21 protein-coding genes and 1 riboswitch are annotated in these 22,747 nt (G+C 53.5%); of the genes, 10 read left to right on the top strand and 11 right to left on the bottom strand.

The annotated features are described in order from the left end of the window. The first annotated feature begins 44 nt into the window (after window positions 1-44). Together rpoC and yjaZ are read left to right on the top strand one after the other, a co-directional pair. Complete coding sequence (gene rpoC, locus BEG40_RS20360; RefSeq protein ID WP_000653937.1) at window positions 45-4,268, top strand: DNA-directed RNA polymerase subunit beta'; 4,224 nt, start codon at window positions 45-47, stop codon at window positions 4,266-4,268. Between the two features lie 212 nt (window positions 4,269-4,480). Further along, a complete protein-coding gene (gene yjaZ, locus BEG40_RS20355; protein ID WP_105286026.1) occupies window positions 4,481-5,020 on the top strand; it encodes a stationary phase growth adaptation protein YjaZ in 540 nt (179 codons plus the stop codon). Between the two features lie 409 nt (window positions 5,021-5,429). On the opposite strand, the gene thiH is transcribed toward yjaZ, so the two are convergent. From thiH to BEG40_RS20320, 7 genes are all read right to left on the bottom strand, one after another. After that, complete coding sequence (gene thiH / locus BEG40_RS20350) at window positions 5,430-6,563, bottom strand: 2-iminoacetate synthase ThiH (RefSeq protein ID WP_105286025.1); 1,134 nt, start codon at window positions 6,561-6,563, stop codon at window positions 5,430-5,432. Then, window positions 6,560-7,330, bottom strand: coding sequence for a thiazole synthase (gene thiG / locus BEG40_RS20345; RefSeq protein WP_105286024.1), 771 nt, complete (start codon window positions 7,328-7,330; stop codon window positions 6,560-6,562). The genes thiH and thiG overlap by 4 nt, the downstream gene beginning before the upstream one ends. Window position 7,331: 1 nt before the next feature. Beyond that, window positions 7,332-7,532: a sulfur carrier protein ThiS gene (thiS, locus tag BEG40_RS20340; protein ID WP_105286023.1), complete on the bottom strand. Its 201-nt coding sequence runs from the start codon at window positions 7,530-7,532 to the stop codon at window positions 7,332-7,334. Next, window positions 7,516-8,271, bottom strand: a complete 756-nt coding sequence (gene thiF / locus BEG40_RS20335; RefSeq protein ID WP_105286022.1) for a thiazole biosynthesis adenylyltransferase ThiF — start codon at window positions 8,269-8,271, stop codon at window positions 7,516-7,518. Before thiF ends, thiS begins: the two co-directional genes overlap by 17 nt. Beyond that, a complete protein-coding gene (gene thiE / locus BEG40_RS20330) occupies window positions 8,264-8,899 on the bottom strand; it encodes a thiamine phosphate synthase (RefSeq protein ID WP_000284586.1) in 636 nt (211 codons plus the stop codon). Before thiE ends, thiF begins: the two co-directional genes overlap by 8 nt. Continuing rightward, entirely contained in the window at window positions 8,899-10,794 is a 1,896-nt protein-coding gene (gene thiC / locus BEG40_RS20325; RefSeq protein WP_001276914.1) for a phosphomethylpyrimidine synthase ThiC, read from the bottom strand. Before thiC ends, thiE begins: the two co-directional genes overlap by 1 nt. A 78-nt stretch (window positions 10,795-10,872) precedes the next feature. Further along, a riboswitch (TPP riboswitch) is annotated at window positions 10,873-10,973 on the bottom strand. Between the two features lie 51 nt (window positions 10,974-11,024). Next, window positions 11,025-11,501: an Rsd/AlgQ family anti-sigma factor gene (locus tag BEG40_RS20320; protein WP_000934292.1), complete on the bottom strand. Its 477-nt coding sequence runs from the start codon at window positions 11,499-11,501 to the stop codon at window positions 11,025-11,027. 94 nt (window positions 11,502-11,595) lie between these two features. Between BEG40_RS20320 and nudC the strand changes: the two genes are divergently transcribed. The 6 genes from nudC to BEG40_RS20290 all read left to right on the top strand — a co-directional run bounded on the left by nudC (window position 11,596) and on the right by BEG40_RS20290 (window position 15,954). Further along, on the top strand, window positions 11,596-12,369 hold the full coding sequence (gene nudC / locus BEG40_RS20315; protein ID WP_105286021.1) for an NAD(+) diphosphatase: 774 nt from the start codon (window positions 11,596-11,598) through the stop codon (window positions 12,367-12,369). Window positions 12,370-12,408: 39 nt separating this feature from the next. Then, entirely contained in the window at window positions 12,409-13,473 is a 1,065-nt protein-coding gene (hemE, locus tag BEG40_RS20310) for a uroporphyrinogen decarboxylase (protein ID WP_000137656.1), read from the top strand. A 9-nt stretch (window positions 13,474-13,482) separates the two neighbouring features. Then, entirely contained in the window at window positions 13,483-14,154 is a 672-nt protein-coding gene (gene nfi / locus BEG40_RS20305) for a deoxyribonuclease V (RefSeq protein ID WP_000362401.1), read from the top strand. Between the two features lie 42 nt (window positions 14,155-14,196). Further along, window positions 14,197-14,787: a YjaG family protein gene (locus BEG40_RS20300; protein ID WP_105286020.1), complete on the top strand. Its 591-nt coding sequence runs from the start codon at window positions 14,197-14,199 to the stop codon at window positions 14,785-14,787. Between the two features lie 186 nt (window positions 14,788-14,973). Next, on the top strand, window positions 14,974-15,246 hold the full coding sequence (gene hupA / locus BEG40_RS20295; protein WP_001044513.1) for a nucleoid-associated protein HU-alpha: 273 nt from the start codon (window positions 14,974-14,976) through the stop codon (window positions 15,244-15,246). A gap of 12 nt (window positions 15,247-15,258) precedes the next feature. Further along, window positions 15,259-15,954: a DUF1481 domain-containing protein gene (locus BEG40_RS20290; protein ID WP_105286027.1), complete on the top strand. Its 696-nt coding sequence runs from the start codon at window positions 15,259-15,261 to the stop codon at window positions 15,952-15,954. Window position 15,955: 1 nt separating this feature from the next. On the opposite strand, the gene zraP is transcribed toward BEG40_RS20290, so the two are convergent. Continuing rightward, the gene (zraP, locus tag BEG40_RS20285; protein ID WP_105286019.1) at window positions 15,956-16,378 is read right to left on the bottom strand and encodes a zinc resistance sensor/chaperone ZraP; all 423 of its coding nucleotides are present in this window, start codon (window positions 16,376-16,378) and stop codon (window positions 15,956-15,958) included. A gap of 2 nt (window positions 16,379-16,380) precedes the next feature. Beyond that, window positions 16,381-16,509, bottom strand: a complete 129-nt coding sequence (locus tag BEG40_RS22205; RefSeq protein WP_001297563.1) for a hypothetical protein — start codon at window positions 16,507-16,509, stop codon at window positions 16,381-16,383. Between the two features lie 106 nt (window positions 16,510-16,615). Between BEG40_RS22205 and zraS the strand changes: the two genes are divergently transcribed. Both zraS and zraR read left to right on the top strand, forming a co-directional pair. Continuing rightward, complete coding sequence (gene zraS, locus BEG40_RS20275; RefSeq protein WP_105286018.1) at window positions 16,616-18,013, top strand: two-component system sensor histidine kinase ZraS; 1,398 nt, start codon at window positions 16,616-16,618, stop codon at window positions 18,011-18,013. Then, window positions 18,010-19,335: a sigma-54-dependent response regulator transcription factor ZraR gene (gene zraR / locus BEG40_RS20270; protein ID WP_105286017.1), complete on the top strand. Its 1,326-nt coding sequence runs from the start codon at window positions 18,010-18,012 to the stop codon at window positions 19,333-19,335. The genes zraS and zraR overlap by 4 nt, the downstream gene beginning before the upstream one ends. Here the strand turns inward: zraR and purD are convergent. Together purD and purH are read right to left on the bottom strand one after the other, a co-directional pair. Continuing rightward, window positions 19,332-20,621, bottom strand: a complete 1,290-nt coding sequence (purD, locus tag BEG40_RS20265; protein WP_000866814.1) for a phosphoribosylamine--glycine ligase — start codon at window positions 20,619-20,621, stop codon at window positions 19,332-19,334. The two genes, zraR and purD, sit on opposite strands and share 4 nt — an antisense overlap. An 11-nt stretch (window positions 20,622-20,632) precedes the next feature. Continuing rightward, window positions 20,633-22,222 (bottom strand): bifunctional phosphoribosylaminoimidazolecarboxamide formyltransferase/IMP cyclohydrolase, encoded by a 1,590-nt coding sequence (gene purH, locus BEG40_RS20260; protein ID WP_001187545.1) that lies wholly within the window; start codon window positions 22,220-22,222, stop codon window positions 20,633-20,635. Between the last annotated feature and the right edge of the window lie 525 nt (window positions 22,223-22,747).

Raw genomic sequence — 22,747 nt, 5'->3', positions numbered from 1 at the left:
AAAACCCGGCAGCGGATTGTGCTAACTCCGACGGGAGCAAATCCGTGAAAGATTTATTAAAGTTTCTGAAAGCGCAGACTAAAACCGAAGAGTTTGATGCGATCAAAATTGCTCTGGCATCGCCAGACATGATCCGTTCATGGTCTTTCGGTGAAGTTAAAAAGCCGGAAACCATTAACTACCGTACGTTCAAACCTGAGCGTGACGGCCTTTTCTGCGCCCGTATCTTTGGGCCGGTAAAAGACTACGAGTGCCTGTGCGGTAAGTACAAGCGCCTGAAACACCGTGGCGTTATCTGTGAGAAGTGCGGCGTTGAAGTGACCCAGACCAAAGTACGCCGTGAGCGTATGGGCCACATCGAACTGGCTTCTCCGACTGCGCACATCTGGTTCCTGAAATCGCTGCCGTCCCGTATCGGCCTGCTGCTGGATATGCCGCTGCGCGATATCGAACGCGTGCTGTACTTCGAATCCTATGTGGTTATCGAAGGCGGTATGACCAACCTGGAACGCCAGCAGATCCTGACTGAAGAGCAGTATCTGGACGCGCTGGAAGAGTTCGGTGACGAATTCGACGCGAAGATGGGTGCGGAAGCAATCCAGGCCCTGCTGAAGAGCATGGATCTGGAGCAAGAGTGCGAGCAGCTGCGTGAAGAGCTGAACGAAACTAACTCCGAAACCAAACGTAAAAAGCTGACCAAGCGTATCAAACTGCTGGAAGCGTTCGTACAGTCTGGCAACAAGCCAGAGTGGATGATCCTGACCGTTCTGCCGGTTCTGCCGCCAGATCTGCGTCCGCTGGTTCCACTGGATGGTGGTCGTTTCGCGACTTCTGACCTGAACGATCTGTATCGTCGCGTCATTAACCGTAACAACCGTCTGAAACGTCTGCTGGATCTGGCTGCGCCGGACATCATCGTACGTAACGAAAAACGTATGCTGCAGGAAGCGGTAGATGCCCTGCTGGATAACGGTCGTCGCGGTCGTGCAATCACCGGTTCTAACAAGCGTCCTCTGAAATCTTTGGCCGACATGATCAAAGGTAAACAGGGTCGTTTCCGTCAGAACCTGCTCGGTAAGCGTGTTGACTACTCCGGTCGTTCTGTAATCACCGTAGGTCCATACCTGCGTCTGCATCAGTGCGGTCTGCCGAAGAAAATGGCACTGGAGCTGTTCAAACCGTTTATCTACGGCAAGCTGGAACTGCGTGGCCTCGCTACCACCATCAAAGCCGCTAAGAAAATGGTTGAGCGCGAAGAAGCTGTCGTTTGGGATATCCTGGACGAAGTTATCCGCGAACACCCGGTACTGCTGAACCGTGCACCGACTCTGCACCGTCTGGGCATCCAGGCATTTGAACCGGTACTGATCGAAGGTAAAGCTATCCAGCTGCACCCGCTGGTTTGTGCGGCATATAACGCCGACTTCGATGGTGACCAGATGGCTGTTCACGTACCGCTGACGCTGGAAGCCCAGCTGGAAGCGCGTGCGCTGATGATGTCTACCAACAACATCCTGTCCCCGGCGAACGGCGAACCAATCATCGTTCCGTCTCAGGACGTTGTACTGGGTCTGTACTACATGACCCGTGACTGTGTTAACGCCAAAGGCGAAGGCATGGTGCTGACTGGCCCGAAAGAAGCTGAGCGTATTTATCGCGCTGGCCTGGCCTCTTTGCATGCTCGCGTCAAAGTGCGTATCACTGAATACGAAAAAGATGCTAACGGTGAATTAGTAGCGAAAACCAGCCTGAAGGACACGACCGTTGGCCGTGCCATTCTGTGGATGATTGTACCGAAAGGTCTGCCTTACTCCATCGTCAACCAGGCGCTGGGTAAAAAAGCAATCTCCAAAATGCTGAACACCTGCTACCGCATTCTCGGCCTGAAACCGACCGTTATTTTTGCGGACCAGATCATGTACACCGGCTTTGCATATGCAGCGCGTTCCGGTGCATCGGTTGGTATCGATGACATGGTCATCCCGGAGAAGAAACACGAAATCATCTCCGAGGCGGAAGCAGAAGTTGCTGAAATTCAGGAGCAGTTCCAGTCTGGTCTGGTAACTGCGGGCGAACGCTACAACAAAGTTATCGATATCTGGGCTGCGGCGAACGATCGTGTATCCAAAGCGATGATGGATAACCTGCAAACTGAAACCGTTATCAACCGTGACGGTCAGGAAGAGAAGCAGGTATCTTTCAACAGCATCTACATGATGGCCGACTCCGGTGCGCGTGGTTCTGCTGCACAGATTCGTCAGCTTGCGGGTATGCGTGGTCTGATGGCGAAGCCGGATGGCTCCATCATCGAAACGCCAATCACTGCGAACTTCCGTGAAGGTCTGAACGTACTCCAGTACTTCATCTCCACCCACGGTGCTCGTAAAGGTCTGGCGGATACCGCACTGAAAACGGCGAACTCCGGTTACCTGACTCGTCGTCTGGTTGACGTGGCGCAGGATCTGGTGGTTACCGAAGACGATTGTGGTACTCATGAAGGTATCATGATGACCCCGGTTATCGAGGGTGGCGACGTTAAAGAGCCGTTGCGCGATCGCGTACTGGGTCGTGTAACTGCAGAAGACGTTCTGAAGCCGGGTACTGCCGATATCCTCGTTCCACGCAACACGCTGCTGCACGAACAGTGGTGTGACCTGCTGGAAGAGAACTCTGTCGACGCGGTTAAAGTACGTTCTGTTGTATCCTGTGACACCGACTTTGGTGTATGTGCGCACTGCTACGGTCGTGACCTGGCGCGTGGCCACATCATCAACAAAGGTGAAGCAATCGGTGTTATCGCGGCACAGTCCATCGGTGAACCGGGTACACAGCTGACCATGCGTACGTTCCACATCGGTGGTGCGGCGTCCCGTGCGGCTGCTGAATCCAGCATCCAGGTGAAAAACAAAGGTAGCATCAAGCTCAGCAACGTGAAGTCGGTTGTGAACTCCAGCGGTAAACTGGTTATCACTTCCCGTAACACCGAACTGAAACTGATCGACGAATTTGGTCGTACCAAAGAAAGCTACAAAGTGCCTTACGGTGCGGTACTGGCGAAAGGTGATGGCGAACAGGTTGCAGGCGGCGAAACCGTTGCAAACTGGGACCCGCACACCATGCCGGTTATCACTGAAGTAAGCGGTTTTGTTCGCTTCACCGATATGATTGACGGTCAGACCATTACTCGTCAGACCGACGAATTGACCGGTCTGTCTTCGCTGGTAGTTCTGGATTCCGCAGAACGTACCGCAGGTGGTAAAGATCTGCGTCCGGCACTGAAAATCGTTGATGCTCAGGGTAACGACGTTCTGATCCCTGGTACTGATATGCCTGCGCAGTACTTCCTGCCGGGTAAAGCGATTGTTCAGCTGGAAGATGGCGTACAAATCAGCTCTGGTGACACCCTGGCGCGTATTCCGCAGGAATCCGGCGGTACCAAGGACATCACCGGTGGTCTGCCGCGCGTTGCGGACCTGTTCGAAGCACGTCGTCCGAAAGAGCCGGCAATCCTGGCTGAAATCAGCGGTGTCGTTTCCTTCGGTAAAGAAACCAAAGGTAAACGTCGTCTGGTTATCACTCCGGTAGACGGCAGCGAACCTTACGAAGAGATGATTCCGAAATGGCGTCAGCTCAACGTGTTCGAAGGTGAACGTGTAGAACGTGGTGACGTCATTTCCGACGGTCCGGAAGCGCCGCACGACATTCTGCGTCTGCGTGGTGTTCATGCTGTGACTCGTTACATCGTTAATGAAGTACAGGACGTATACCGTCTGCAGGGCGTTAAGATTAACGATAAACACATCGAAGTTATCGTTCGTCAGATGCTGCGTAAAGCCACCATCGTTAACGCGGGTAGCTCCGACTTCCTGGAAGGCGAACAGGTTGAATACTCTCGCGTCAAGATCGCAAACCGCGAACTGGAAGCGAACGGCAAAGTGGGTGCAACTTACGCCCGCGATCTGCTGGGTATCACCAAAGCGTCTCTGGCAACCGAGTCGTTCATCTCTGCGGCATCGTTCCAGGAGACCACTCGCGTACTGACCGAAGCAGCTGTTGCGGGCAAACGCGATGAACTGCGCGGTCTGAAAGAGAACGTTATCGTGGGTCGTCTGATCCCGGCAGGTACGGGTTATGCGTATCACCAGGATCGTATGCGCCGCCGTGCTGCGGGCGAAGCTCCGGCTGCACCGCAGGTGACTGCAGAAGACGCGTCTGCCAGCCTGGCAGAACTGCTGAACGCAGGTCTGGGTGGTTCTGATAACGAGTAATCGTTAATCCGCAAATAACGTAAAAACCCGCTTCGGCGGGTTTTTTTATGGGGGCGATTCAGGAAAAGACCATTTATCAGAATATTTAACGAATTTCTGGATGCTCATAATAAATGTAAAGCTGGCTAACATCCTGAAACTGACTGAACTAATTGAGTCAAAGTTGGCAAGGATTCGATACTATTCCCGTGTAACTTTCTTAAGGCACGAGAATGAAACAGGAAGTAGAGAAGTGGCGGCCTTTTGAACATCCGGATGGTAACGTTCGTGATTTATCGTTTCTTGATGCTCATCAGGCCGTCTACGTTCAGCATCATGAGGGCAAAGAGCCTTTAGAGTATCGCTTTTGGGTTACCTACTCTCTTCACTGTTTCACAAAAGATTATGAACATCAGACGAACGAAGAAAAACTATCGTTAATGTATTATGCGCCTAAAGAATCTCGTCCCTTCTGCCAGCATCGCTATAACTTAGCACGTATGCACTTAAAAAGAGCTATTTTGGCGCTGCCAGAAGGCAAAGTTATTCATGCCGGGTATGGTAGTTATGCCGTGATTGAAGTGGAGTTAGAGGGGGGAGAAAAGAAATTTTACTTTGTTGCGTTCAGGGTTTTTAGAGAAAAGAAAAAACTCCGCTTGCATGTAACTAGTGCTTATCCCATTTCTGAAAAACAGAAAGGTAAAGCAGTGAAATTTTTTACCATCGCCTACAACCTATTAAGAAATAAGTCGCTTCCTCAGCCCTCAAAATAACAAAACCCACCTTAAGGTGGGTTTCGCCAGAGAATCATCTCTGGTATTCAGAACGCCATTACCGGACTTTGCCTTGACCTTGCGATAGTCGCAGGTTGCGGGATGTCTGAATTTCTTCAGTCTGCTGCATCCAGGAAGATGAGAACATGTGTTCTTATTTTCGTCTGTATCATAGTCGAGTATTTACTCTCTTACAATCAGATCTCTTTCATTGTTCAACAGGTAGTGACTCCAGACTTTGCATTGTGAAATTTTTAAGAAAGGCAGGGCGAAACGAGGAAGAAGCTTTTCGCCCTGGACAACATTCCTGCTGACGGCACTACCATAAAAAAACGCAAGGCTTTCAACAACCTTGCGTTTTTCATCTTCCGTAGTGGCTCGGAATAAATTTACGTCCTTACATTCTGTCTCATCGCCTTTGCGAGTCGCGTCCCAGATAGCTGTCCCAGTCTTTCCATACCGGCTGCAAACCCTGAGCGGTTAACGCAGCTGCCACAGCTTCTGGTCGGCGATCGTCGTGCGGTGAGAATTGTTCCAGTTCGGGGTGATTGTCGGCATAGCCACCTGGCTGCGTTTTCGAGAAGGCGCTGACGTTATTAATTGCCAGCGGAATAACGCGATCGCGAAACCACGGTGATTCTCGCGTGGAGAGTGACAGTTCAATCTCCGGTGCAAGCAGCCGGAAAGCGCAGATGGTTTGCACTAACTGGCGTTCATCCATAATCGACGCTGGCTCAATCCCGCCAGTACACGGGCGCAGGCGCGGGAAGGAGACAGAGTAGCGGCTCTGCCAGTAATGCTGTTGCAGCCATAGCAAATGCTCGGCAACCATATAGCAGTCAACGCGCCAGTTGTCGGAAAGGCCGATTAGTGCGCCAAGACCAATCTTATCAATCCCCGCACGACCCAGCCGATCCGGTGTTTCCAGTCGCCAGAAGAAGTCCTGTTTTTTCCCTTTCAGATGATGGCGGGCATATGTCGCCTCGTGATACGTCTCTTGATAAACCATCACCCCATCCAGACCAAGCTGTTTTAACTCGACGTATTCCGCTTCTGCCAGCGGTTGCACTTCCATCTGTAGTGAGGAGAATTGTTTACGCAGGGCAGGGAGATGGCGGCGAAAGTAATCCATTCCCACTTTTGCCTGATGTTCACCAGTGACCAGCAACAGATGTTCAAAGCCCATTTCCCGAATAGCGGCGCTTTCTCTGACGATATCCGCTTCATCCAGCGTTTTGCGCTTGATGCGGTTGCTCATGGAAAATCCACAGTACGTGCAGTCGTTAGCGCAAAGATTGGAAAGATAAAGCGGGACGTAGAAGCTGACGACGTTGCCAAATCGCTGACGAGTCAGACGCTGCGCCCGTTGAGCCAGTGGTTCCAGGTAGTCACTGGCGGCAGGCGATAGCAGCGCCATCATATCGTCGCGGGTGAGTTTTGAGGCACTCAGCGCCCGCTCTACGTCAGCTGCTGTTTTGCTGTTGATACGCAGGCGGATGTCGTCCCAGTCCAGTTGCCGCCAGCGGTCGCTGAAGGTTTTCATGCCGATGCCTCCAGAAATCCGGTCAGTGGGCTGGTGGCATGAGCAAAATGACTGCGACTGCCAGGTCCGGCCTGACGTGCCAGCAGACCCGCTTCTACCGCCAGGCGAAATGCCTTCGCCATGTTGACGGGATCGTCCGCGACAGCAATTGCCGTATTTACCAATACCGCATCGGCTCCTATTTCCAGCGCCTGCGCGGCATGGCTGGGAACGCCGATGCCAGCATCAACGACCACCGGAACCGTGGCCTGCTGGATAATAATCTCCAACATGGCGCGGGTTTCCAGTCCTTGATTAGAGCCAATCGGTGCGCCGAGCGGCATCACCGCTGCACAGCCCACTTCTTCCAGACGTTTGCACAACACCGGATCGGCACCGCAGTAAGGCAGTACAACAAATCCCTGTTGTACCAGTGTTTCGGCGGCTTTCAGGGTTTCGATGGGATCGGGCAACAGCCAGCGGGCGTCAGGGTGAATCTCCAGCTTCAGCCAGTGTGTGCCCAGAGCTTCGCGTGCCAGATGGGCGGCGAAGATAGCTTCTTCCGCCGTTTTCGCCCCGGAAGTATTCGGCAGCAGTGTCACACCCGCCGCGATAAGCGGATCGAGGATAGCGTCATTGTGCTGGCGCAAGTCGACGCGTTTCATCGCCAGCGTCACCAGCTGACTACCGGAAGCGCGGATCGCCTCCACCATCAGTTGTGAAGAGGAGAATTTCCCGGTGCCGGTAAACAGATGTGAATCAAACGTTTTGTCCGCGATACGTAACATCTCAACCTCCTGCAATAACCTGAAAAAGCAGGATCTGGTCACCATCCTGCACGATATGTTGTGCCCACTGCTCACGCGGGACGATTTGCTGATTAATCGCCAGTGCCGCGCCCACTTTTAGCTGATCGAGTTGTTCCAGCAGCTCGTGAACAGTTTGTCCGGCTGCGCACTGCATCGGTTGGTCGTTAAACAGGATCTGCATTGCATCCTCCACATACCGGGCAACCATTGGCACGGCGCAACGCCAGGCTGCGCCACAGGCTCGATTTACCGTCGAACAGTCGGAGTTCTCCCGCAGGCGTCTCAATACCGCTCAATAACTTAATCGCTTCCAGTGCCTGCAAAGTGCCCATTACTCCGACCACCGGACCAACCACGCCTGCCGTGCGGCAATTGCGTTCTGGCTCCTGGTTATCCGGCCACAGACAGCGATAACAACCGTGCTCCCAGGGCGGCGTTAATACCATCAACTGACCGCCAAATCCGACCGCGCTGGCGGTAATAAGCGGCGTGTTGAGTGCCACGCAAGCGGCATTAATCTCCTGTCGAGTCGCCATATTGTCAGTACAGTCGAGCACTACATCGGCTTGTGCTACCGCATCTTTTAACGCCTCACCCGTTAACCGTTGTTGTAATGCCGTCAGTTGAATATCGGGATTTAACTGTGTCAGTCGTTGTTGGCAGACCTGCGATTTCGGGCGATCGATATCTTCAGTGGTAAAGAGGATTTGTCGTTGCAGATTGCTTAAATGCACATCGTCGTCATCTGCCAGTACCAGCGTCCCGACGCCAGCACCCGCCAGGTACAACGCAGCGGGCGTACCCAGCCCGCCAAGGCCGATAATCAGTACCTGGCTGTCGAGCAGTTTTTGCTGCCCTTCAAGAGCGATATCATCGAGCAGGATTTGACGGCTGTAACGCATAAAGTCACGGTCATTCATCGCCAACTCCTGCTATTTCCAGCAATTGTGCAGTTGCCAAACGCCAGTCTGCCGCCTGGGTAATGGCACTGACGACGGCGATACTGCCGACACCCGTCGCCATCACCGCAGGCGCGCGCGCCAGACTGATACCGCCAATCGCCACGGAGGGATAATCCCCCAGACGCTCAATATGCCGTGCCAGTTGCTCCAGCCCCTGCGGTGCAGAAGGCATCTGTTTGGTTTGTGTCGGGAACACATGTCCCAGCGCGATATAAGAAGGGCGAGCTGCCAGCGCGACGTCGATTTCCATATCGTCATGGGTCGAAACGCCCAGCCGCAGGCCTGCCGCGCGGATGGCCTCAAGATCGGTAGATTGCAAATCTTCCTGCCCCAGATGGACGCCATATGCCTGATGCTTGATCGCCAGCCGCCAGTAATCATTAATAAACAGCCGCGCGTTATAGCGGCGACCCAGCGCAATTGCCGCTACTACATCGGCTTCCACCTCTTCATCGCGCTGATCTTTGATGCGTAGCTGGAGGGTTCGCACGCCAGCGTCCAGCAGACGTTCGATCCACTGTACGCTGTCCACCACCGGGTACAGTCCTAAATGAAAAGGTACAGGAGGAAAATCAGGCTGATACATCACGCTTCCTCCTTACGCAGATAGATGTCTCCGCCTCTGGCGCGGAAGTTCTCCGACATATCCGCCATTCCCACTTCAATGGTTTGCGCGGCGGCGTAATCGCGCACCTCCTGGCTAATTTTCATTGAGCAGAATTTCGGCCCGCACATGGAGCAAAAATGGGCGACTTTGCCGGACTCTTGCGGCAGGGTTTCATCGTGATAAGCGCGGGCGGTAAACGGGTCGAGAGCCAGATTAAACTGGTCTTCCCAGCGAAATTCGAAGCGGGCTTTCGACATGGCGTTATCGCGAATTTGCGCGCCCGGATGCCCTTTTGCCAGGTCGGCAGCGTGGGCGGCAATCTTATAGGTGATAAGCCCTTGCTTAACATCTTCTTTATTAGGCAGACCCAGGTGCTCTTTCGGCGTTACGTAACAGAGCATCGCGCAGCCAAACCAGCCGATCATCGCCGCGCCAATCCCCGACGTGAAGTGGTCATAGCCCGGTGCGATATCGGTAGTTAGCGGCCCGAGGGTATAGAACGGCGCTTCATGGCAGTGCTCTAACTCCTCGGTCATATTGCGACGAATCATCTGCATCGGCACATGCCCGGGGCCTTCAATCATCACCTGTACGTCATATTCCCAGGCGATTTTGGTCAGTTCGCCCAGCGTATGCAGCTCGGCAAATTGCGCTTCATCGTTGGCGTCCTGAATCGAACCGGGTCGCAGGCCGTCGCCCAGCGACAGCGAAACGTCATAGGCGGCGCAGATTTCACAAATTTCACGGAAGTGTTGATAGAGGAAGTTTTCCTTATGATGGGAGAGGCACCATTTCGCCATAATCGAACCGCCGCGCGACACAATACCGGTCAGGCGTTTCGCGGTCATTGGCACGTAGCGCAGGAGAACGCCCGCATGAATCGTGAAGTAATCTACGCCCTGTTCGGCCTGTTCCAGCAGCGTGTCGCGGAACGCTTCCCAGGTAAGATCTTCCGCGATCCCGTTAACCTTTTCCAGCGCCTGGTAGATCGGCACAGTACCAATCGGCACCGGGCTGTTACGTAAAATCCATTCGCGGGTTTCGTGAATATAGCGGCCGGTGGAAAGATCCATCACCGTATCCGCTCCCCAGCGCGTAGACCACACCAGCTTTTCCACTTCTTCTTCGATGGAAGAGGTGACCGCCGAGTTGCCGATATTAGCGTTAACTTTTACCAGGAAGTTACGACCAATAATCATCGGCTCTGATTCAGGGTGATTAATGTTGGCGGGGATAATCGCGCGTCCGGCAGCGACTTCATCACGGACAAATTCCGCAGTGATATTTTCCGGCAGACGTGCGCCAAGGCTCATTCCCGGATGCTGGTGGCGCAAAACTTTGCTACGAATGCGCTCGCGCCCCATATTCTCGCGAATGGCGATGAATTCCATCTCAGGTGTGATGATGCCCCGGCGGGCGTAGTGCAGCTGTGTGACGCGGCGGCCTGCTTTGGCGCGTTTTGGCGTCAAGACGCCGCTAAAACGCAGCTCGTCGAGGCCATCATCTGCCAGCCGCGCTTTAGTGTAATCGGAGCTGCGCACGGTAAGTTCTTCGGTATCGCCGCGCGCATCGATCCACGGCTGGCGTAGTTTTGCCAGCCCTTGTTGCACGTTAATGGCAATCTGCGGATCGCCATACGGGCCGGAGGTGTCGTAGACCGGAATCGCTTCGTTTTCTTCGTACTGCGGCTGTTCTTTGCTACCGCCAATTAGCGTCGGGCTAAGCTGGATCTCACGCATCGGCACGCGCACGCCGGGTTGTGTGCCAGTGATGTAAATGCGTTTTGAGTTGGGAAAGGCGGTGCCTTCCAGGGTGTCGATAAAATGTTGCGCCTGGGCGCGCTGTTCGCGGCGGGTTAGTTTTGTTGCAGACATAGCTCATTCCAAAAGTTAAGGACGTGGCTTGTCAGACGACGGATGAAGCAAGAGACGATCGCGCAAAGGCGATGCGATAGCAGATTAACTCTTGTTCCCTTCGCAGGTATTAGCCTGATCAGGTTCCGCGGATCCCGAATAAACGGTCTCAGCCAGTTAAGGCACTCCGACAAGAAATTAGCCCCGAAAACGGGGCGTTGAATGTAAATTACGCGTTAACAGCGCAGAACTCAAGCAAGATGTTTGACGCGGGCGGCATCAAGCACCAGCAGAATCAGCTTATCTTCCAGTACAAAGCGTGCTTCCAGCGCCTCGCCGATATCAGATAAAACCTGTTGAAACTCAAGGTAATTATCATGATCGATGGCGGTTTCCAGGCTGGAATCGTAGTAATCCATAATCTGTTGTGTATTGGCTTCCAGTTGCGGCCAAATCTTTGCGGCGCGCGCGAGTTGCCCGTTGCCTTCCAGCTTATGAAGAATGCGCTCATAAATACTGAAATGTCCGGCAGACAGATAATCGACCAGACTCTGGCAAAAATCATCAAGGGCTTTTTCGTTTAGCCTCATGTACGATTCTTTGCCAGGCTTAATGCCAACCAGATTGTAGTAAGCCACGAGCAGATGCTTACGTACATGTAGCCAGCGATCAACCAGTTTGTTACTTCCTCTGACGTGCTCCGTCAGGTTATCGAGCTGGTTAAGCATGATTGACTCCGCAAGTTTGTATTCAAAAACTGCTCAGTGAGAAATGTAAAAACCATGTTAAACATGCCAGTGATGCAAAGGTAGTGCAAGAGCTATGGATCGTATAATTGAAAAATTAGATCACGGCTGGTGGGTCGTCAGTCATGAGCAAAAATTATGGTTGCCGAAGGGAGAATTGCCATATGGCGAAGCGGCAAATTTCGATCTTGTGGGTCAGCGCGCACTACAAATCGGCGAATGGCAGGGGGAACCTGTTTGGCTAGTTCAACAGCAGCGTCGCCATGATATGGGCTCGGTGCGCCAGGTCATTGATCTGGACGTCGGGTTGTTTCAACTAGCCGGACGCGGCGTGCAACTGGCGGAGTTTTACCGCTCGCATAAATACTGCGGGTATTGCGGGCATGAAATGTACCCGAGCAAAACAGAATGGGCGATGCTGTGCAGTCTCTGCCGTGAGCGTTACTATCCGCAAATCGCCCCCTGCATTATCGTTGCCATCCGCCGCAATGATTCAATCCTGCTCGCTCAGCATACCCGCCATCGTAACGGTGTCCATACGGTACTTGCCGGATTCGTCGAAGTGGGCGAAACCCTCGAACAGGCGGTCGCGCGGGAAGTAATGGAAGAGAGTGGCATCAAAGTCAAAAACCTGCGTTACGTGACTTCTCAGCCGTGGCCGTTTCCTCAGTCATTAATGACTGCGTTTATGGCGGACTATGACAGCGGCGACATCGTGATTGACCCGAAAGAACTGCTGGAGGCGAACTGGTATCGCTACGACGATTTACCCTTACTGCCACCGCCCGGCACCGTGGCGCGCCGCCTGATAGAAGATACGGTGGCGATGTGTCGGGCAGAGTATGAGTGATGATACACTGACCGCCTGACGCACTAAGGAATAGCCAAAATGACCGAACTTAAAAACGATCGTTATCTGCGGGCGCTGCTGCGCCAGCCCGTTGATGTCACTCCAGTATGGATGATGCGCCAGGCGGGTCGCTATCTACCAGAATATAAAGCCACGCGCGCCCAAGCGGGCGATTTTATGTCGCTGTGCAAAAATGCCGAACTGGCGTGCGAAGTGACTTTGCAACCGTTGCGTCGCTATCCGCTGGACGCGGCGATCCTCTTTTCCGATATCCTCACCGTTCCGGACGCGATGGGATTAGGGCTCTATTTTGAAGCCGGAGAAGGCCCGCGTTTTACCTCGCCAGTCACCTGCAAAGCTGACGTCGATAAACTGCCAATTCCGGACCCGGAAGATGAGCTGGGTTACGTGATGAACGCGGTGCGTACCATTCGCCGCGAACTGAAAGGCGAAGTGCCGTTGATTGGTTTTTCCGGCAGCCCGTGGACGCTGGCGACCTACATGGTGGAAGGCGGCAGCAGCAAAGCCTTCACAGTGATCAAAAAAATGATGTATGCCGATCCGCAGGCACTGCACGCTCTGCTCGATAAACTGGCGAAAAGCGTCACCCTGTATCTGAACGCGCAGATTAAAGCCGGTGCTCAGGCAGTGATGATTTTTGACACCTGGGGCGGCGTGCTTACCGGGCGCGACTACCAACAATTCTCGCTCTATTACATGCATAAAATTGTTGATGGTTTATTGCGTGAAAACGACGGTCGCCGCGTACCAGTAACACTGTTTACCAAAGGTGGCGGACAGTGGCTGGAAGCCATGGCGGAAACCGGTTGCGATGCGCTGGGACTGGACTGGACAACCGACATCGCCGATGCGCGCCGCCGCGTGGGTAATAAAGTCGCGTTGCAGGGCAATATGGACCCGTCGATGCTGTACGCGCCGCCAGCCCGAATTGAAGAAGAAGTAGCGACTATACTTGCAGGTTTCGGTCACGGCGAAGGTCATGTCTTTAACCTTGGTCACGGCATTCATCAGGATGTGCCGCCAGAACATGCTGGCGTGTTTGTGGAGGCAGTGCATCGCCTGTCTGCGCCTTATCATCAGTAAGGAGTGGTTATGGATCTCGCGTCATTACGCACACAACAACTTGAACTGGCTTCTTCTGTGATCCGCGAGGATCGACTTGATAAAGATCCACCGGATCTGATCGCCGGAGCCGATGTCGGGTTTGAGCAGGGCGGAGAAGTGACGCGAGCGGCGATGGTGCTGCTGAAATACCCCTCGCTTGAGCTGGTGGAGTATAAAGTGGCCCGCATCGCCACTACCATGCCTTACATTCCTGGTTTTCTCTCCTTCCGCGAATATCCTGCGCTGCTGGCAGCGTGGGAGATGCTGTCGCAAAAGCCGGATTTAGTGTTTGTCGATGGTCATGGGATCTCGCATCCTCGCCGTCTTGGTGTCGCCAGCCATTTTGGCTTATTGGTGGATGTGCCAACGATAGGCGTGGCGAAAAAACGGCTCTGCGGTAAATTCGAACCGCTCTCCAGCGAACCGGGCGCGCTGGCCCCGCTGATGGATAAAGGCGAGCAGTTGGCCTGGGTCTGGCGCAGCAAAGCACGCTGCAACCCGCTGTTTATCGCTACGGGTCATCGGGTCAGCGTGGATAGTGCGCTGGCGTGGGTACAACGCTGCATGAAAGGCTATCGTCTGCCGGAGCCAACGCGCTGGGCGGATGCCGTGGCCTCGGAACGTCCGGCATTTGTGCGCTATACAGCAAATCAGCCCTAATTCAGGTAAACTGCGGATAATTTCCGTATTTGAGAACTCAACATGTTACAAAACCCGATTCATCTGCGTCTGGAGCGCCTGGAAAGCTGGCAGCATGTCACTTTCATGGCCTGCTTATGCGAACGCATGTACCCCAATTACGCCATGTTTTGCCAGCAAACCGGTTTTGGTGATGGGCAAATTTACCGCCGTATTCTCGATCTCATCTGGGAAACACTGACCGTCAAAGACGCAAAAGTGAATTTCGACAGCCAACTGGAGAAATTTGAGGAAGCGATTCCTTCAGCGGACGATTTCGATCTGTACGGCGTTTATCCGGCAATCGATGCCTGCGTGGCGTTAAGTGAACTGGTTCATTCGCGTTTGAGTGGCGAAACGCTCGAACATGCGGTGGAAGTGAGTAAGACCTCCATCACTACCGTTGCGATGCTGGAAATGACTCAGGCTGGTCGTGAAATGAGCGATGAAGAGCTGAAAGAAAACCCAGCCGTTGAGCAAGAATGGGACATTCAGTGGGAAATATTCCGACTTTTAGCCGAGTGTGAAGAACGTGACATTGTGCTGATAAAAGGCCTTAGAGCCGACCTGCGTGAGGCGGGTGAGAGCAATATTGGTATAATTTTTCAGCAATAAGACCAGAAAACGTGAATTAACGCCTGATTTGTCGTACCTGGAGTCTTCCCTTTCGCCCCCCGTCTGGTCTACATTTGGGGGGCGAAAAAAAGTGGCTATCGGTGCGTGTATGCAGGAGAGTGCTATTCTGGCATTTCCGTCGCACTCGATGCTTAGCAAGCGATAAACACATTGTAAGGATAACTTATGAACAAGACTCAACTGATTGATGTAATTGCAGAGAAAGCAGAACTGTCCAAAACCCAGGCTAAAGCTGCTCTGGAGTCCACTCTGGCTGCAATTACTGAGTCTCTGAAAGAAGGCGATGCTGTACAACTGGTTGGTTTCGGAACCTTCAAAGTGAACCACCGCGCTGAGCGTACTGGCCGCAACCCGCAGACCGGTAAAGAAATCAAAATCGCCGCAGCTAACGTACCGGCATTTGTTTCTGGCAAGGCACTGAAAGACGCAGTTAAGTAAGATTGCGTGGCAGTGAACAGTTTTAACGAAGGGGTGGTTTCACCCCTTTTGTCTTTCTGGCGTCGATCATTGATGCTGGCGGGCGCTCTGTTTCTTGCTGCCTGTAGCCACAACTCTTCACTTCCTCCCTTTACCGCCAGTGGTTTTGCTGAAGACCAGGGCGCGGTACGTATCTGGCGAAAAGACAGCGGCGATAATGTGCATTTGCTTGCTGTGTTCAGTCCGTGGCGCAATGGCGATACCACGACGCGAGAGTATCGCTGGCAGGGCGATAACCTCACGCTTATCAATATCAACGTTTATAGCAAACCGCCGGTGAATATCCGCGCGCGTTTTGACGATCGCGGTGACCTGAGCTTTATGCAACGTGAATCCGACGGGGAAAAGCAGCAGCTTTCTAACGACCAAATCGATTTATACCGTTATCGTGCTGACCAAATCCGCCAAATTAGCGATGCTTTACGCCAGGGGAGAGTGGTGCTGCGCCAGGGGCGCTGGCATGAGATGGAACAGACCGTGACCACCTGCGAAGGGCAAACCATTAAACCTGATTTAGATTCACAGGCGATAGCGCATATCGAGCGCCGCCAGAGCCGCTCTTCTGTTGATGTCAGCGTGGCATGGCTGGAAGCGCCCGAAGGTTCGCAATTACTGTTAGTGGCAAACTCTGATTTCTGTCGCTGGCAACCCAACGAGAAAACGTTCTAGTTTACCAGTGGCCCATACCCATATGACCACCACCACAGCCGCCGTAACCCATGCCCATTCCGGCACCGCGCGGAATACCTGCTTCAGCCATCGCGATATCCCGTTTCACCCGCAACTCATCTAACGACTGACGCAAATTCTCCATCTCTTTGGCGACCGCGTTAATTTTGCTGCTATCCGGTGGGTTAGCGGCTAATAGAGCGTTGTATTCATAACTCTTCGTCACCAGTTGCTGTTGCAGCGCGCTGCTTTGGGCGTAAAAGTCATTATGGATTTTCTGCCACGCCGTCTGTTGTTCGCTGGTCAAAGGCGCGGCATTTTGCTGCCACATACCGTGTCCGCCGTGAGCAAATGCAGATGTCGATCCCATCGCCATTGCTGAAAGCGCCATCATCACCAGGGCAATTTTCGTGTTCCGTTTCATGGTTAATCCTCCAGTGGTTGTCTTACTTCGGGTATTGCATCTTCCGTGCCAACGATGAAACGCTGATATGACGGGTAATCTGGCATGATAAACGAGTAAAAATGACTCGCCTGCTGCGGGTAGCGAGTCATTTTTACTCATTGAAACTTAAGCCTTTGTGTTACAGCGCAGGGTAAGCGCTGATAAAAGATGGCATGATTTCTGCTGTCAAAAAGGGATGAACAGGCAAAGAAGAAGATGCGTTTTATGCAACGTTCTAAAGACTCCTTAGCTAAATGGTTAAGCGCGATCCTCCCCGTGGTCATTGTTGGGCTGGTGGGATTGTTTGCAGTGACGGTGATTCGCGATTATGGGCGGGCAAGCGAGGCCGACCGCCAGGCATTACTGGAAAAAGGTAATGTGCTTATTCGCGCTCTGGAGTCGGGAAGTCGCGTAGGGATGGGGATGCGAATGCACCATATGCAGCAGCAGGCACTTCTGGAAGAGATGGCAGGCCAGCCGGGGGTATTGTGGTTTGCTGTCACCGATGCCCAGGGCATCATCATTCTTCACAGTGACCCCGAAATGGTCGGGCGTGCACTCTATTCGCCAGATGAAATGCAGCAGTTAAAGCCAGAGGAAAACTCCCGCTGGCGACTGCTTGAGAAAGCGGAAACTGCGCCTGCGCTTGAGGTCTATCGTTTGTTCCAGCCAATGTCAGCTCCCTGGCGGCATGGTATGCACAATATGCCGCGCTGTAACGGAAAAGCTGTGCCACAGGCAGAAGCACAACAGGCTATCTTTATCGCTGTTGATGCCAGTGATCTGGTTGCAACCAAGATTGGGGAGAAGCGCAACACCCTGATTATCCTCTTCGCCCTGGCGACGGTACTGCTGGCAAGCGTGTTGTCATTCTTCTGGTATCGCCGATATCTGCGCTCGCGCAAGCTTCTACAGGATGAGATGAAGCGCAAAGAGAAGCTGGTGGCGCTGGGGCATCTGGCGGCAGGCGTTGCCCATGAAATTCGCAATCCTCTTTCCTCAATTAAAGGGCTGGCGAAATACTTTGCCGAACGAGCACCAGAGGGCGGGGAAGCGCATCAACTGGCGCAGGTAATGGCGAAAGAGTCCGACCGTTTGAATCGTGTGGTGAGTGAGTTGCTGGAACTGGTCAAGCCAACGCACCTGGCTTTGCAGGCGGTGGATCTCAATACCTTGATTAACCATTCATTACAGCTGGTGAGCCAGGATGCAAACAGCCGGGAGATCCAGTTACGCTTTACTGCCAACGACACGTTGCCGCAAATTCAGGCCGATCCGGACCGACTGACCCAGGTCTTGTTGAATCTCTATCTCAATGCCATTCAGGCGATTGGTCAGCATGGCGTGATTAGCGTGACGGCCAGCGAAAGCGGTGCTGGCGTGAAAATCAGCGTTACCGACAGCGGTAAAGGAATTGCGGCGGATCAGCTTGAAGCCATCTTCACCCCATACTTCACCACCAAAGCCGAAGGCACCGGACTGGGGCTGGCGGTCGTGCATAATATTGTTGAACAACACGGTGGTACAATTCAGGTCGCAAGCCAGGAGGGAAAAGGCGCAACGTTCACCCTCTGGTTTCCGGTCAATATTACGCGTAAGGACCCACAAGGATGACGCACGATAATATCGATATTCTGGTGGTGGATGATGACATTAGCCACTGCACCATCTTGCAGGCATTGCTGCGCGGCTGGGGCTATAACGTCGCGCTGGCGAATAGTGGGCAACAGGCGCTGGCGCAGGTGCGGGAACAGGTTTTTGATCTTGTACTTTGCGATGTGCGAATGGCGGAGATGGACGGCATCGCCACGCTAAAAGAGATCAAAGCGTTAAATCCGGCGATTCCTGTACTGATTATGACCGCTTACTCCAGCGTCGAGACGGCGGTAGAGGCACTGAAAACTGGGGCGCTGGATTATCTCATCAAGCCGCTGGATTTCGATAACCTGCAGGCGACGCTGGAAAAGGCGCTCGCACATACGCACAGTGTTGACGCTGAAACGCCTGCGGTGTCTGCCAGCCAGTTCGGTATGGTCGGTAAAAGCCCGGCGATGCAACACCTGCTCAGTGAAATCGCCCTCGTCGCGCCATCGGAAGCCACGGTGCTGATCCACGGCGATTCCGGCACCGGTAAAGAGCTGGTCGCCAGGGCGATTCACGCCAGTAGCGCACGGAGTGAAAAACCACTGGTAACGCTCAACTGTGCGGCACTCAACGAATCCTTGCTGGAATCTGAATTGTTCGGTCACGAAAAAGGGGCGTTTACTGGAGCTGATAAACGCCGGGAAGGGCGCTTTGTTGAGGCGGATGGCGGCACGTTGTTTCTCGATGAAATTGGCGATATCTCGCCGATGATGCAGGTGCGTCTGCTGCGTGCGATTCAGGAGCGCGAAGTTCAGCGTGTCGGCAGCAACCAGACCATCTCGGTTGATGTCAGGCTGATTGCGGCGACCCATCGCGATCTTGCCGCTGAGGTAAAGGCCGGGCGTTTTCGCCAGGATCTCTACTATCGGCTGAACGTGGTGGCAATTGAAGTGCCGTCGCTGCGGCAACGACGGGAGGATATTCCCCTACTGGCTGGCCATTTTCTGCAGCGATTTGCTGAACGCAATCGCAAGGCGATAAAAGGCTTTACGCCCCAGGCGATGGATCTGCTGATTCACTACGACTGGCCGGGCAATATTCGCGAACTGGAAAACGCGGTAGAACGGGCAGTGGTGCTGCTGACTGGGGAATATATTTCCGAACGCGAGCTGCCGCTGGCGATTGCCAGTACGCCGATCCCGCTGGCTCAAACTCAGGACATTCAGCCGTTGGTGGAAGTGGAAAAAGAGGTGATTCTGGCGGCGCTGGAGAAAACGGGCGGCAACAAAACCGAAGCCGCCCGTCAGTTAGGGATTACGCGCAAAACGCTATTAGCAAAACTGTCGCGTTAGTTCTGCTCGCGTTCGATAGCGCGCCAGCCGATATCTTTCCGGCAGAAGCAGTCGTCCCAGTGGATATCGGTCATTAAGGCATAAGCGCGTTTCTGCGCCTCTGCTACGGTATGACCCAGCGCGGTGACGCACAGTACGCGCCCGCCGCTGGTCACTACCTGCTCGTCATCCGCCAGTTTTGTGCCCGCGTGGAACACTTTACCGCCTTCGACTTCTTCCAGCGGCAGGCCGTGGATCACATCGCCAGTGCGATAATCGCCCGGATATCCACCCGCAGCCATCACCACGCCGAGGGAAGCGCGTTCATCCCACTCGGATGTTTTCTCGTCCAGCTTGCCTTCACAGGCTGCCAGGCAGAGCTCAACCAGATCGGACTTCATGCGCAGCATAATCGGCTGGGTTTCTGGATCGCCAAAGCGGCAGTTAAATTCGATAACCTTCGGGTTGCCCTGTTTGTCGATCATCAAACCTGCATAGAGAAAACCGGTGTAGGTATTGCCTTCCGCCGCCATGCCTTTCACGGTTGGCCAGATGATACGTTCCATGGTGCGCTGATGAACTTCATCGGTCACTACCGGCGCAGGAGAGTAAGCCCCCATTCCGCCGGTGTTTGGCCCGGTATCTTTATCGCCTACGCGTTTGTGATCCTGGCTGGTGGCCATCGGCAGCACATGCTCACCGTCAACCATTACTATAAAGCTCGCTTCTTCGCCATCGAGGAACTCTTCGATAACAATGCGATGACCCGCGTCGCCAAAGGCGTTGCCCGCCAGCATATCGTGAACAGCCGCTTCGGCTTCTTCCAGCGTCATCGCGACGATAACGCCTTTACCGGCGGCCAGACCGTCAGCTTTAATGACGATGGGGGCACCTTTCTCACGCAGATACGCCAGCGCAGGTTCTACCTCGGTGAAGTTCTGGTATTCCGCTGTAGGGATCTTATGGCGGGCCAGGAAATCTTTGGTAAACGCTTTCGAGCCTTCCAGTTGCGCGGCGCCTGCGGTTGGGCCGAAGATTTTCAGCCCGGCGGCGCGGAAGGTATCCACTACGCCTTTCACCAGCGGCGCTTCCGGGCCGACGATGGTTAGATCAATCTTTTCGTTTTGCGCGAAATCCAGCAGCGCCGGGATATCGGTCACGCCGATAGCGACGTTTTGCAGTGCAGGCTCCAGCGCAGTGCCAGCGTTACCCGGAGCAACAAAAACAGTCTCAACCAGCGGCGATTGCGCCGCTTTCCAGGCCAGCGCGTGCTCGCGGCCGCCGTTACCAATGACTAATACTTTCATCTGTCGCTCCATTAATGGCGGAAGTGGCGCATGTCGGTGAAGAGCATTGCAATACCGTGCTCGTCGGCGGCGGCAATTACTTCGTCATCACGAATAGAACCGCCAGGCTGGATTACGCAGGTCACGCCGGCAGCGGCGGCAGCATCAATACCATCACGGAACGGGAAGAACGCGTCAGAAGCCATAGAAGAACCTTTTACTTCCAGACCTTCATCGGCAGCTTTAATACCGGCGATTTTGGCGGAGTACACGCGGCTCATCTGGCCTGCGCCAATCCCGATGGTCATATTGTTTTTGGCATAAACGATGGCATTGGATTTCACAAACTTCGCCACTTTCCAGCAGAACAGCGCATCACGCAGTTCCTGCTCGGTCGGCTGACGTTTGGTCACGACACGCAGTTCTTCTGCACCGACCATGCCCAGATCGCGATCCTGAACCAGCAGACCGCCGTTCACGCGTTTGAAATCAAGACCTGGAATACGTTCGCCCCACTGACCACAGGTCAGAACGCGTACGTTCTGCTTGGCGGCGGTGATTTTCAGGGCTTCTTCGCTGGCGGACGGTGCAATAATTACTTCGACAAACTGACGAGAAATGATGGCCTGTGCTGTTTCAGCATCCAGCTCGCGGTTAAAGGCGATAATGCCGCCGAATGCGGAGGTTGGGTCTGTTTTGTACGCACGATCGTAAGCATCAAGAATGGAATTGCCGATAGCTACGCCGCAAGGGTTAGCGTGTTTCACAATGACACAGGCTGGTTCTGCAAACTCTTTTACGCACTCCAGCGCCGCATCGGTATCGGCGATGTTGTTGTAGGAAAGGGCTTTACCCTGAACTTGGGTTGCGGTGGCAACGGAGGCTTCTTTCACATTCTCTTCTATATAGAAGGCAGCCTGCTGGTGGCTGTTCTCGCCGTAGCGCATATCCTGCTTCTTAATGAAGTTCAGATTCAGCGTGCGTGGGAAGCGACCGGCGGCTTCTTTGCTTTCACCGTGGTAAGCCGGAACCATGCTGCCGAAGTAGTTGGCAATCATGCTGTCGTAGGCGGCTGTGTGTTCGAAGGCTTTGATAGCGAGGTCGAAACGGGTTGCAAGCAGAAGCGATCCTTCGTTGGCATCCATCTCTTTAATAATGGCGTCGTAGTCGCTGCTCTTGACCACGATTGCGACATCTTTATGGTTCTTCGCTGCGGAGCGCACCATCGTTGGGCCGCCGATATCGATGTTCTCAACTGCATCTTCCAGCGAGCAGCCTTCACGGGCAACGGTCTGGGCGAACGGATACAGGTTAACAACCACCATATCGATAGGTTGGATCTGATGTTCTTCCATAATGGCATCGTCCTGGCCGCGACGGCCCAGAATGCCACCATGTACTTTCGGATGCAGAGTCTTCACACGTCCATCCATCATCTCCGGGAAACCGGTGTAATCGGAAACTTCGGTCACCGGCAGACCCTTTTCTGCTAACAGTCGGGCAGTGCCTCCTGTAGATAGCAGTTCCACACCGCGTGCGGAAAGTGCCTGAGCGAATTCGACGATACCTGCTTTGTCAGAAACACTGAGCAGAGCGCGGCGGACTGGACGACGTTGTTGCATGGTAAATCCCCTGGATTTGACTATTACAGAGAGCGTTAGCTGAATTTTTCGCGAAAAACTCAGCTAACGCCCCTAACGGGGCATCTTTATTTTTCGCCCGCATTGTAACGAAAACGTTTGCGCAACGCTCGCGAATTTTTTTGTTTCGATGGTGAGCACCATTTCGATTGTGGTTAGCAGGTCAGGAATACAGAAATAACGCTTATGATTGTGGATAACTCTGTGCGTAAAAAGGTATAAATAGGGGTTTTGCTGGGGAATGCAGCAGTCAGTCATTTTTTTGCAATTTTTCTATTGCGGCCTCAGGAGAACTCCCTATAATGCGCCTCCATCGACACGGCGGATGTGAATCACTTCACACAAACAGCCGGTTCGGTTGAAGAGAAAAATCCTGAAATTCAGGGTTGACTCTGAAAGAGGAAAGCGTAATATACGCCACCTCGCGACAGTGAGCTGAAAGCCGCGTCGCAACTGCTCTTTAACAATTTATCAGACAATCTGTGTGGGCACTCGAAGATACGGATT

Origin of the sequence: Escherichia sp. MOD1-EC5495 (genome assembly GCF_002965965.1) — a bacterium.
Lineage (GTDB): Bacteria > Pseudomonadota > Gammaproteobacteria > Enterobacterales > Enterobacteriaceae > Escherichia > Escherichia ruysiae.
Note: the sequence above shows the minus strand (reverse complement) of the source record. Positions and strands in the feature narration are given on the sequence as shown.